This window comes from Providencia sp. PROV252, from assembly GCF_033676005.1.
Taxonomy (GTDB): Bacteria; Pseudomonadota; Gammaproteobacteria; order Enterobacterales; family Enterobacteriaceae; genus Providencia; species Providencia vermicola.
In genome coordinates this window covers 3,481,634-3,494,357 of the sequence record NZ_CP096294.1, presented here as the reverse complement: position 1 = coordinate 3,494,357, position 12,724 = coordinate 3,481,634, and the positions used below count along the sequence as shown (strand labels likewise).

Here is a 12,724-nt window from a genome sequence, read left to right as displayed (position 1 = left end):
GGATATCTCGTCAGTCAATTGTTTGCTATGATGGCCTAATTACAATAGGTTAGGTTATATTTAGGTTGTTTAATTATGCAGTGGTGTGCAAATCTAAAAGCATATCTTTAATTCAAAATTTCTTTTTTATTAGGTGTTTTTAATATTGTTTTATGGAGTGTTTTAAATGCAAAAAACGATCCGCCAAGTCACCTTTGATTTATTACGTAAGTTGGATATTACAACCGTTTTTGGGAACCCAGGTTCAACAGAAGAAACATTCTTGAAAGATTTCCCAAGTGATTTTCGTTATATCCAAACCTTGCAAGAAGCCTCCGCTGTCGCTGCCGCTGATGGTTATGCTCAAGGAATGCGTAAGGTTGCAATGGTCAACGTACATACTTCTGCAGGTTTAAGCAACGCCATGAGTAATATTTTGACGGCATATATGAACCGCACGCCATTAATCATTACAGCGGGGAACCAAACGCGAGAAATGTTATTAATGGAACCTTGGCTTACCAATATTGAGCCAGAAACCTTACCGAAACCGTGGGTAAAATGGAGCTATCAGCCAGTACGTGCAGAAGATGTCCCCGCGGCTTTTATGCGCGCTTATGCGATGGCGCTGCAACCGCCTGCAGGGCCCGTATTTTTGTCAATCCCGCTGGATGATTGGGACAAACCTGCATTAGCACAAGAGGCAGTCGTTCGTTCAGTGCCACAGCGTATTGGTTATGATCCTGTTCGATTACAAGAGTTTGCCACTGCGTTATCTAATGCAAAGAATCCCGTGCTAATTTATGGTTCCGCCATTGCTCGAGGGCAAGGGTGGGATATCGGCATTAAGCTTGCAGAGAAATTAAATGTCCCCGTGTGGGCGGCGCCTGCTTCTGAACGCCCGCCATTCCCTGAGACGCACCCGTTATATGCAGGCGGGTTACCTTTTGCGACTAAACCATTATCTGAAAAACTGGAAGGACATGACTTAGCCATTGTTATTGGTGCGCCAGTATTTAGATATTACCCTTATGTTGCAGGGAGTTATATTCCTGAAAAGTTGCGATTATTGCATATCACGGATGACCCCATAGAAGCTGGGAGAGCCCCTGTTGGCGATAGCTTATTAAGTGATGCGGTGCTTGCTCTAGAAGGGTTAATCAACTTAGTTGCACCGCGTGCTGCATCAAACAGTGTGGTGAAACAGCCTCATGGTTTGGCGCCGCACCCAGCAGCACCTGAACAAACGAGCCAGAGCTCAATATTGAGTGCAACAGAGTTATTTCGCACGTTAAGGGAAGTTTCACCGAAAGAGACTGTCTTAGTAGAAGAATCACCTTCAAACCTAGGTGAGCTTCATCGTGAATGGCCAATTGAATCCCCTGATTCATTTTATACATTTGCAAGCGGTTCATTAGGTTGGAATTTACCTGCAAGTGTGGGGATTGCATTAGCAGAAAGGGATAGTGGGCGTCATCGCCCAGTGATGGCCATTATTGGAGATGGCTCCATGCAGTACTCTATTCAAGGTTTATGGAGTGCAGCGCAGCAGAATTTACCAATTGTGTTTATCATTGTGAAAAACAATGAATATGCAATTTTAAAATCATTTGCGGTATTGGAAGAGACCCCAGGCGTGCCAGGGCTTGATATTCCAAACTTAGATATTGTGGCTTTAGGTAAGGGGTATGGTTGCACTGCGGTGAGAGCTGAAACGGTGGAGGATGTGAAAAAAACGTGTGAAGAGGCGTTTAAGCGTAATGGGCCGACGGTAATTGAAGTCCCTATTTTGCCTTCAATTCCACCACTCATTTAATGTTAGTGACTTTATTGGATAGCTCCTCGTTAGGGGCTATTTTTTTATCTATGTTTTATTCAAGGAATAGATAGAGTCGATAAATTATGATGTTTATTTAATAAAGTTAGACAGGACTCGATATTTATGACGCCCCATCCTCAAGCAAAGCTCGCTTTAGCTATTTTGCAAAAATATTTATCTGATTCATTAATTGCAGTTTATCTGCATGGATCGGCTGTTTCGGGTGGCCTAAGACCAACGAGTGATATTGATTTACTTGTTGTGGTTGACAAGCCGCTGACAGAGATATGCCGTGAACAGCTTGTGCGAGGGCTAATGGCGATTTCTGGCTTATACCCGATTGATCCAGAAGGGCGCCGACCACTTGAAGTTGCCGTGTTTTTATCAAGTGAATTAAACATGCTTTCTTCCCCAGCAAAATGTGAATTAATGTACGGGGAGTGGTTACGCACAGAGTATGAACAAGGGGTATTTGAAGGGCAAACCCAAGACCCTGAATTTACATTGATGTTAGCGCAAGCTGCACAAGATGCGGTCGCTTTATGGCATAAGGAAATGCACAGTTTACCCATGATAGGCCAGCCTGATATACGAAAAGCGATATTAGATGCTCTTCCTAACTTACTGTTATCTTTGAAGGGGGATGAACGCAATGTGTTACTCACCCTTGTGCGAATGTGGTACACCATGAAGACAGGGTTATTTATTTCAAAGGATGGGGCTGCCAATTGGGCAATAGATTTAATGCCTACGGCGTTATCCTCAATAATTATAATGGCCAAAAATGACTATTTAACGGGGGCTTCTACTGACTGGGCAGACCAAACAGAGGGCATTAAGCCGTGTGTTGATTATTTAGCTGAATGTATTCGTACTTGTTCTTAGATGAGCTCAATCGATGTGTGTTTTGGTGCTCTTTAAGTGCGATTAAAACCCTGTTTGTTGGATGTTTAAAGAATCTAAAAAATACATGATTTATACTGCTTTGCTGTTTGATTAACGAGGGAACAAAAACGTGGAAAAAAAATCAATTAACCCTACAACTGTCTTTAATTCTTTGCAGTATGGCTTTAGCCAAGCAATAGAAACAACGGGAACTCGCCAATTATTTTTATCAGGCCAAGTGGGCGTAAACGCTAATCAAGAAACAGTGGCGGGGGGAATTTATGAACAAACTGTTCAGTCACTGGTAAATATCGAACATGTGCTGCGTGAGGTGGGGGGAAACTTATCGAATGTGACTGTTTTGCGTATTTACATTAAAGATGGGGCGAATAGCCACGAAGAACAATTAGACATCGCTAAGGCATTAAAAGAAAAGTTTGGTGATGCACCACCCGCTTCTTCTTGGATTATTGTTACAGGACTTTCATTACCTGAGTGGCTAATTGAAATTGAAGCCCATGCGGTCTTAAATTAACCCGAAAAAATTGAAAAAGCCGATAATCAAATCAGCTTTTTCATATCACAGCTTATTAGTGTTTAACGAGCGTTGAGAAGTAGTAAACTAACGGAACTGCAAGTATCCACAAACTAATTGGAATTTCTCGCCATTGCCCTGCAACGGCTTTAATTAAAATGTAAAATAGCAGCCCACCAGCAATGCCTGTCCCGAAACTATTGGCGATTAACGTAATCATTACCATCATTAATACAGGCAATCCGTCGGTAAAGTTAGCTAAATCGACTTTCCGTAATCCGCTGAACATATTTAAGCCGATTAAAATCAGGGCTGGTGCAGTGGCTTGCGCAGGGATCATTAATGCGATTGGGGTAAATAGTAGCATCAATAAAAACATAATTGCAGCGGCCAGCGCAGTCATCCCTGTTTTGCCACCCGCTTCTGCGGCAGCGGATGATTCAATTAATGCTGTTGCTGCAGGAATTCCTACCCATGGCCCTAATGCTGCCGCAATGGAGTCCACAATAAACGGGCGGTTAATATTAGGCATATTGCCTTCTTTATCTAATAAACCCGCTTCCCCGCCGACGGCTAAGGTGGTGCCCATTGTGGAAAAGAATTCGGCGGCAAAAAAGACAAATAAGAACGGTAAAAAGGCAATATTCAAGGCGCCAATTAAGTCCACTTGGCCTAATACTGGGGCAACAGAATGTGGCACGCCAATAAAGCTTTCAGGTAGTTTTGTCACACCAAAAGGGATACCTAAAAGGGTGGCAAATAAGATGGCCCACAAAATACCGCCTGGAATTTTACGAGCTTGCAAGGCTATGGCGACAAAAAATCCTGCAAGTGCAACTAGGGCTCCAGGCGACAAAAAATCCCCTAACATCAGTGCATTTGTTTTTGGGTTAGCAAGGACTAACCCTGCATTACGAAAGCCTAATATCGCGACAAACAAGCCTATTGATGCGGTAAGCCCAAGCTTTATGGATTGCGGTACAGAGCGCGTCACGACCTCACGCAAGCCAAACTTAGTGAGCAGGAAAAATAAAATACCCGACCAACAAGCGATACCTAAACCGATTTGCCAATCAATGCCTTCACTGCCAGCAAGGGTGATCCCGACTAAGACTGAACCGCCAATTCCAGGGCCGACAATAAAAGGTAAATTCGCATAAAAAGCCATTAATAAGCTCGCGAGTACGAACACAATAATAGTGCCAGTGGTTGCAGCGCCTTTATCCATCCCGCCCGCAGCCAGTAACCCAGGGATCACTACAAGAAGGTAAGCCGCAGCCAAAAAACCTGTGATCCCCGCTAAACATTCCGTTTTGACTGAACTGCCGCGTTCACGCAAGGCAAAGCGTTTTTCAAGCCAATTCCCTGATACTGGCTTATTAATTGAATTGTCAGCCATGAGTTGGCTCTCCTTTTATTATTTTAATTACGTTATGCATGTTCATTACGGTGGATAACTGCATCAACAATTTGGCGCGTTGTGCCATCGGTGAGCCCTAAATCGGTTAAGTGCGGCCCTGCATTACACGCAAGACAAGTGCCTTCAATCGCTTTAAATACACGGTAAGGTGGCTCCCAATCCGCAATTTCACTGCTTAAATCACGGAGTTGTCGAAATTGTGCTGCAAGCTCAGGAGCTGGGAGGTCTGATAACATTCCCGCAATTGGCATCGCAACATGGGCTAAGACTTTGCCATTTTGCACTAATGCCATACCACCGCCGCTTTCAATTAGTAAGTTACATGCAATGGCCATATCTTGTGGATCACGGCCTAATGCAACAAGGTTATGGGAATCATGGGAGTAACTTGTTGCTATGGCTCCGCGGAGCTCTCCCCAACCTGCTAGTAGCGCGATTTGGGGCTTTGATTCATGGCGTGCATGGCGGTGTTGAACTCTAATAAGGCTAAAATTATCAGGAAGCTGGACAACACCCTCATTAATTTCTACATCAACTTCCCCCCATTGGGTAAAACGGGCGCCTTGAATATGGCGTAAACGCGCCGTACCGTTATTGACTCCATCAATTCTAAGTTGGCAATCATCGGCAGTAATCGGGGAAAGTCGCATCGTTTCACGAGGAGGTAAAACATCACTTGGTGAATGGATAGTGGTGAGTAGCTTACCCTTTTCGGCAATTTTTTGGCCTGCAACATACACTGAATGGGCTTTTAATGTTTGTAGTGAATCAAAAGTCACCAAGTTGGCTTTTCGACCTGCAGCAATTAAACCTAAGTCATTACGTTGTAAACGGATTGCGCCATTCAGTGTCGCAAAGCGTAGTGCATCAGTCACGGGCATTCCGTGTTCAATTAATAAGTTAAGTAGCGCAATAATACCGCCTTTTTCCAATAACATATCGGGTGGTACATCATCCGTGCACACGGTAATTTGTGAAGATAAATGGGGCAGTGATTTCAACGTGGTGACAATGTCGGGTAACAGGTAAGGGTGTGAACCGCGAATTTCGAGAGTGAGCCCTGCGCGTAATTTTTCGAGGGCATCTTCCGCTGACGTCAGCTCATGATCAGATGTGACACCTGCTGCAAGATAGGCTTGTAAATCCGCCCCTTTTAGCCCGCGGGCATGCCCTTCAATCAATTTCCCTGAGCGTAATCCCGCTTCTAAGATTTCTTCCATGCGTTCACTGCCATGAAGCACACCAAACATGTCCATGACTTCAGCGACGCCGTGGACTTCTGGCCAGCTCAGCATAGTCGACATCTCTTCGCCTTCGAAATCGGCACCTGACATTTCTAATCCGGGAGTGGAAGGCACTGAAGACGGTGCGGCGACCATGACATCCAGTGGTAAATTTCGACTAGCATCAATGGCATAACGTACACCGTCAAGGCCTAATACATTAGCAAGCTCATGGGGATCCCAAAAGACGGTTGTCGTGCCTTGTGTTAAGACAATTTCTGCGTAGCGTACAGGAGGCAAATGGGAACTTTCTAAATGCACGTGTGTGTCAATCAACCCTGGAGAGATAAAATAGCCAGATAAATTATGAGTCTCTTTTGCATCTGTACGTGTACCTGTTGGATGAACGCTAGCGATAAGATTACCCGTGATCCCGATATCCGCGGGGCGAATTTCCCCCGTGACCATATCAATGATATTGGCATTGGTCAGTAAAAGGTCAAAAGGAATATCCCCTTTTGCAGACTGAACGACGTGACGTCGACTTTGCTCTTTTTTGCACATAAGACACCATCCCTATAATTTATGACAGTTACTTTATGAGCAACGCAAACGTTTGCCAAGATGATAAAATTTATCAGTTCATAAGAAAAGGTTATAATGCGATGAATACTTCAGGAATATTTAATCAATTTAATAATAGGCCGCTATGACTGAACCTTGGCAACGCTTGCCCGCGCTCACGCTTAAGCAACTTCAGTATTTTGTCACGTTGGCAAAGTTACGTCATTTCACAGAAACGGCAAGCCGCTTATCTGTCAGTCAGCCTGCGTTGAGTAGCGCGATACGGCAAATCGAGTCTGTTTTAGGCGGGAAATTGATCAACCGAACGGCTTCATCCGTCTCTTTAACAGAATTAGGGATTGCTATTTTGCCTCATGCTCAACAGATATTGAGTGTTTCCCATCGCGCATTTAGTGAAATTCAAAAAATTATCGAAGAGGGGGGCGATGGCACACTACGGATTGGCCTTGTTCCTTCAGTGAGTTCATTATTGTTTCCTGCGGTGCCTGAATTATTAAGCCAACATTTTCCGAGGTTAAAAATTGAATTTTATGACCAAACCAATGATTCGCTGGTAAACCAATTGGTTAATCATGAAATAGATTTTGGGATAGGGGTCATTGATAGCTTTGTTCCACAAGACTTACGTATTTTCCCTCTACAAGATGACCCATTTGTAGCGGTAATTCATTCCGATGATGTATTGGCTAGTAATGAATTTCATTTACCTTGGAAATTACTTAATGGTCGTGATATCGCTGTTTTTTCAAAAGGAAATATCCAGCGGTTGGTGACTGCAACAATTGAAAGTCATCGATTGAAACTAAATCCACGCTATCAAGTGGATTATATTGAAACGCTGTATGGTTTGGTACGATCAAAATTAGCCATTGCGATTTTGCCTCAACTGTATACCGTCAATTTACGTGACCCTGAACTAAAAGTACTGCAACTACAACAACCTGAACTTGCTCGAACTGTAGCGTTAATTCGCAATAATGCAGCGGAGACACCAATGATAGAGTCTATTTTTCAGGTGATTTTAAATGCATTAAAGGATAAGAGAGGGTAACGAAATTATTACACTTTTTTCTTATTGAGTGTAACGCTATTTATTATTATAAAAACATAACTCAGTACACACTCAAGATTAAAGCATTTAACGTAAAGTTATTTTTGTCTATTTATATTTAAATCGTATAGATGAATAAAAATGCATTTTAGTAGATGTTTAATATTATAAAATATAACCAATTGATTTTAAATATATTACTATAATGCTCAGTCTATTGAGAATATTTAATGAAAACACTCCTGAGATTCAGCTGCTTAACGGTTTCGTTGTTACTACTTTCAGCTTGTGACGATTTTGATGCCATTGGAAGTAAAGGTAAGTTTTATTATAGCAACCCAAGTACCAGTAATATTTGGTTTAAAGTTGATGGGAAACGCTATGAAATTTTACCTAATGGAAGTGGCGTTATTATGCTCTCTAGTGGTGTCCATCATTTAGAAAATGATAAAGGCGAAATGACCGAGTTTATGATTTTTGAAAATAACTCTGGGGGTATCCTTAACCCAAATCATTTTATCTATTATACCTTATCTGAGGTTTATGCCGTAGATGGAAAGTCAGACCGCTTTAAACCTGTAAGCTACCCTATTACTATTAATGGTCATAAGCTAGATTTACCGATCCGCAGTGCTAATGCAGTAATCATTGATACTAATTTATTTAGATGTAGTTACCCAATAGGAGAAGCTTTTCCTGATTCAATTACACTTTATGATGATAACTCAGATGGTAATATTAAATCTAAATGTTTTGACCAACTTGAATTGGTTAAGTATATGGCTAATGAATATGACCAAAATTTAATGCCAGCTACGCTCGGTGACGAAGGTATTAATTCTATTAATATGGTTTTTAATTATGACATACCGAAAGTTGTATTTAATGATAAAAATGTACAATTAAAAGCGCAACAACTTGTTGCGCTTACTGAACAGTTGAAAAATACAGATGATGTTGATATTCATAAAAAATTAAATAAAGAATTTCATCAGGCAACGATTGAGTTAGTCGATAAGCATGCTGTGAGTGCCACCAATAATACAGTTGAGGAAAATATAAAATATAACGATTTTATTCAAGAAGTTAATATGCTTAGAGGAAATGGTATATGGGTAAAATCCAATAATTAAGTTTATTATAGATATTTCTCGTTGATTACCTTAATGTTGCGTGTTTAAGGTAATCTATTTTGTTTGTTTTTAATTCAGAATATGCTTATTCAGCAAGCAGAGTAATCTTATGTGAAATAATGTCATAAAACGAGACATTGGTGTGGTAATAATCATATTAATCTCACCAAGGAACTCGGCGATGAACCTATCTAAACAATCAATTTTCACCGTCATATCAACAGCATTTTTATTGCTGTTTTCTTCGGTTTCAAGCAGTAAAACTGTGATTGAGACGAAACAAGATCCTGAAGTATTAGATTTAGTTTTTATTCTCGATAAAAGCGGTTCGATGTCTGGTTTCGAGTCGGACACTATTGGTGGGTACAATAGCGTACTTGCTGAAAACAAAGATAAAAAATCAAAAACTTATATCACGACTATTTTATTTAATGACAAAACAAGTTTATTGCATAATCGTGAACCAATTGGCAAAGTGGCTAACTTAACGCTGAATGATTATCCTGTTGGTGGATATACCGCATTACTTGATGCTATTGGTGAGGGCATCGAAAAAATGCGTGAAAATAGAAAAATCACCAAAAACAATAATGTTCTTTTTGTCATTATTACAGACGGACAAGAGAATAGTAGCCGCAAATATTCATCTTCTAAAATTAAAGCCATGATTAAGTCGGCAGAAACAGAAGATAAATGGGACTTTATTTTCTTAGGTGCCAATATTGATGCGATTTCGGAAGCTGAAAATATTGGTATTAAAAGTTCGAATGCAACGGGATATGTACAAGACGGTGAAGGGTACGATAAAGCGTATCGCGCTGTAAATAAAGCCGTCGAAGCGAAGCAACAAGCTGCACCAATATCAGAGGATTGGAAACAGGAAGTTGAAGCTGATGTGAAGGAACGCAAAAAATAATAAGGTAACCAAGCCTAGAGGGAGTTTATCAAGGATGGGGAATCAGGGATGAGTAGCCGCAGGAGATAGGCTAACATAAGATTGGATCCATAAATGAATGTGAAGTTGTAGACTAAAATGCCCTTAAGAATAGTTTATATCCTAAGGGCATTTATCAATTAGTTTACTTGTTTTAGTGCGTCAAACATTGTTTTTGCAAGGCTATCTTGTGGTGATTGCATGCCTGGTAAAACAAAATAATATCCCCCGCCAAATGGTTTAATATAGCGCTCAAGCGGTTCACCATTTAACCGTTTTTGAGTATCAATAAAGCCTGCTTTTAAATTGCTTTGGTAAGAAATAAAAATTAACCCCATATCCAGAGCGCCAGCGTCTGTTAATCCTAATGAATAACTGTAACTTCGGCGTCTTAACTTGGCGGTATGGCGTTCAGGATTACGCGGCTCAGCACGACGCATGTGGGAATCAAATAACACACGATCGCCATGAGGGTCTTTATCAAAAGCAGGATCGTCATGTTCCTGCTTCATGCCCATTGGTGCCCCAGTAGCTTTATGGCGACCAAAGTCATTTTCTTGGTCTTCTAAAGGCGTTCTATCCCAAAATTCAAGGTTAAAACGTATCAAGCGCACAGCCTGATAAGTCCCACCATCACACCATGCGGGCTCTTTACCGCCAGAGATCCAAATTAATTCATTCATCAGCGCGGCATCATCGGCTGAAGCATTTCCTGTACCATCTTTGAAACCAAATAGGTTAATAGGTGTACTGTGGTTATCGATGTCACGGGAAGGCAAGAAACCATCAATTTTCCACAGTGGAAAACTGTAAGGTGAAATATGACGCAAGATGTCTCTTAAGGCATAGATGACGCTTTCTTGGCTGTTCGCACAAATTTGCAGCATGATATCACCACCGCACCATTTTGCTTCTAACCGATCATTTGGGAAGCTGGCCATTTCCACGAGCTGTTTTGGTTTTATTTTGTCTAATCCAAAGCGTGAATCAAACAGGTTATTTCCAAGTGCTACGGTGACGGTGAGCGAATCAGGTTGTAGGTGGGTACCAAGAATACCTGATTCAGCAGGTGGCATTTTATCATTTGTGGTTGATGGTGCCTGCTGAGGTTGTGTTAGGTAGGCTATCCTCTGCGATAAAAGCGAAAAAACAGTTTGTAGTTCATCAAACTTGGTCGTGGTGATATTGAAAGCAATAAAAGAGGCATTTTTTTGCTCGGGTGTTAATACCCCAGCTTGGTGCTGACCGAGATAATTTATTGTTTTATCGTAATTTAACTGGCAGTTAGCGATTTGCTCTTTCGCTTTTAACGCAGGGGCTGCAAAAATGGCACTACCAATCGCGAGGGCTTTTAATGCAGAACGGCGAGATAGCCCATTGGCAGGGGGTTGGCTTCTAAGTTTAGCTTGCATAAATTTATGCCTTAATATTTATAGTAAACATCAACATCGAGCTGCGCTCTTAATGTCGCTAAGATTTCAGCTTGTTGAGTTAATAAGGAGTAGAGTGCCATTTTGTCTTTTTGTTGTAATTGGCTGTGAGGTTGATACAGACCATTTGAAACTTGATAGGCCTGCACAATCTTATTCATTTTTTGATCATTTTCTTTTATTTGATCTAAGGTTTTAGGCTCAATAAAAGGGCTAAGAATTTCAATGATTTCTTGAGAACCTTTGAGGTTTGCTGCAATATCGGTTAAATCTGACAAACTGTAGATATTTTCTTTACCGTCTAACTTTGTTTCAATAATCATTTCCATAAAGTCAGCAGAGGCCTGAACTAGCTTAGGAATTTCAATCGTTTCTGTCATGACTCGCTTTTGTAAGTCATGCCCTTTTAATAATAGTTCTTCGGCAGGAGCAAGCGCTTGTTGGGCAGATTTTTGGTCAAATAATTGGTATTCAACGAGATGAAAACCAGTGAAGCGATAATCTTTTTCTTTATCGAGAAAATAATCAGCACGAGGGTTAATGGTTCTATCTGTATTACCAAATAGCACAATGATTGGACGCACTGTTTCATAATGCTGGTGGGCCGCAATATAGGCGGATTGGGCTTTGGCTAAATCCCCTTTTTTTAGCGACTGTTGTAGTAGGTTTAATTCTTCAACCATTTCTGCCAACTCAGCGTTGGCAAAATTAAGATAAGTTTGGATACTCGTTTGGTATTTTTCGGGGGTTGGGATATCCCCTTTGGCAACAATAATCTCATCCCCTGTTTGCACAGGGGAGCGTAGCGCCTTACCTTGAACCGTTGTTGAAATGGTTATGGTGAGTATTAAACTAAAAAAAATCCATCTCGTCTTATGCCTTAGCGAGCTGTACATGTTTTTTGCTCCGTGCAAATAATGGAATAACAATGAGCCAATAAAGGACAAAAGTGATTACGCTTAACCAAATAGGCTGAGAACGATATGCGAAGAAAGATGAAATAAAGTTCCCTGCAATGCCTGAATCATCGAGTAATCCAGTGGTATCCCATGCAGGATAGATTAAAAACTCAGGGATTGAATAATCATATTCAATGAATAAATTCGCGCTTTCTTCGACACCTTTAAGTAGCAAGGATAGGGCTAAAAATAACAGGATAACGCCAGTTACTCGGAAGAAAATTGCCCATGAAATAAGGCGGTTGGTGAGAAGGAATAGATATAACGTTAAGCCTGCAATGGCAATTCCTCCTCCCACTTCGGCAAAAAATGCAGATGCATTTGCTGATGTAAGCGACATGATAAAGCTAGAGAGAAACACCACAATTTCGCTGCCTTCACGTGCGATAGCAATGGCAATAATCAATGCGGCTCCCCACCAATTATGGTGTGCAGCATTACGGTTAATACCCGATTCTATTTCTGATTTCATCGAGCTGCCGTGTTTATTCATCCAGTACACCATTTGGACGATTAATATACAGGCAAGTAATTCCATGAAGATCATGAATAAGGATTGGCCAGTATCATCAAGAACATTAAACACGCCATAAATAAGCAAGGCGAGCAAGACTGAGATGATGACACCAAGAGCGACACCACCCCACAGGAATTTCATACCATTACGGGCATCTGGGTGGCGTTTTATCCACGCATAGATAATGCCAATAACGAGTAGGGCTTCAAAGCTTTCTCGCCAAACAACAAACAGAACTTGTCCCATATTTAACC

General features: G+C 41.2%; 11 protein-coding genes. 6 read left to right on the top strand and 5 right to left on the bottom strand.

Annotation, left to right across the window (positions count from 1 at the left end; all coding sequences use genetic code 11):
• Positions 1-166 precede the first annotated feature (166 nt).
• The 3 genes from mdlC (at position 167) to M1F05_RS16105 (ending at position 3,218) form a co-directional block, all read left to right on the top strand.
• A complete protein-coding gene (mdlC, locus tag M1F05_RS16115; protein WP_206086839.1) occupies positions 167-1,795 on the top strand; it encodes a benzoylformate decarboxylase in 1,629 nt (542 codons plus the stop codon).
• Between the two features lie 126 nt (positions 1,796-1,921).
• Positions 1,922-2,683: an aminoglycoside adenylyltransferase family protein gene (locus tag M1F05_RS16110; protein ID WP_206086838.1), complete on the top strand. Its 762-nt coding sequence runs from the start codon at positions 1,922-1,924 to the stop codon at positions 2,681-2,683.
• Positions 2,684-2,813: 130 nt separating this feature from the next.
• A complete protein-coding gene (locus tag M1F05_RS16105) occupies positions 2,814-3,218 on the top strand; it encodes a RidA family protein (protein ID WP_206086837.1) in 405 nt (134 codons plus the stop codon).
• A gap of 55 nt (positions 3,219-3,273) precedes the next feature.
• On the opposite strand, the gene M1F05_RS16100 is transcribed toward M1F05_RS16105, so the two are convergent.
• Together M1F05_RS16100 and M1F05_RS16095 are read right to left on the bottom strand one after the other, a co-directional pair.
• Positions 3,274-4,617, bottom strand: a complete 1,344-nt coding sequence (locus tag M1F05_RS16100) for an NCS2 family permease (protein WP_206086836.1) — start codon at positions 4,615-4,617, stop codon at positions 3,274-3,276.
• Positions 4,618-4,649: 32 nt separating this feature from the next.
• A complete protein-coding gene (locus M1F05_RS16095) occupies positions 4,650-6,425 on the bottom strand; it encodes an adenine deaminase (RefSeq protein WP_206086835.1) in 1,776 nt (591 codons plus the stop codon).
• A 145-nt stretch (positions 6,426-6,570) separates the two neighbouring features.
• Here M1F05_RS16095 and M1F05_RS16090 point away from each other — a divergent pair, with 145 nt between their 5' ends.
• The 3 genes from M1F05_RS16090 to M1F05_RS16080 all read left to right on the top strand — a co-directional run bounded on the left by M1F05_RS16090 (position 6,571) and on the right by M1F05_RS16080 (position 9,546).
• Entirely contained in the window at positions 6,571-7,497 is a 927-nt protein-coding gene (locus tag M1F05_RS16090) for a LysR family transcriptional regulator (RefSeq protein WP_206086834.1), read from the top strand.
• A gap of 230 nt (positions 7,498-7,727) precedes the next feature.
• Positions 7,728-8,630, top strand: a complete 903-nt coding sequence (locus M1F05_RS16085; RefSeq protein ID WP_206086833.1) for a hypothetical protein — start codon at positions 7,728-7,730, stop codon at positions 8,628-8,630.
• A gap of 181 nt (positions 8,631-8,811) precedes the next feature.
• Positions 8,812-9,546 carry a vWA domain-containing protein gene (locus M1F05_RS16080; protein ID WP_225819555.1) on the top strand — a complete coding sequence of 245 codons (735 nt, stop codon included), beginning with the start codon at positions 8,812-8,814 and terminating at the stop codon, positions 9,544-9,546.
• A 158-nt stretch (positions 9,547-9,704) separates the two neighbouring features.
• Here M1F05_RS16080 and efeB read toward each other — a convergent pair whose 3' ends face one another.
• From efeB to M1F05_RS16065, 3 genes are read right to left on the bottom strand one after another with little or no spacing between them, the layout of a single operon-like run.
• Positions 9,705-10,976: an iron uptake transporter deferrochelatase/peroxidase subunit gene (gene efeB / locus M1F05_RS16075; RefSeq protein WP_206083003.1), complete on the bottom strand. Its 1,272-nt coding sequence runs from the start codon at positions 10,974-10,976 to the stop codon at positions 9,705-9,707.
• 11 nt (positions 10,977-10,987) lie between these two features.
• Positions 10,988-11,890, bottom strand: a complete 903-nt coding sequence (locus M1F05_RS16070; RefSeq protein WP_206083002.1) for an EfeM/EfeO family lipoprotein — start codon at positions 11,888-11,890, stop codon at positions 10,988-10,990.
• Positions 11,868-12,716: an FTR1 family iron permease gene (locus M1F05_RS16065; protein WP_206083001.1), complete on the bottom strand. Its 849-nt coding sequence runs from the start codon at positions 12,714-12,716 to the stop codon at positions 11,868-11,870. Before M1F05_RS16065 ends, M1F05_RS16070 begins: the two co-directional genes overlap by 23 nt.
• Positions 12,717-12,724: the final 8 nt, after the last annotated feature.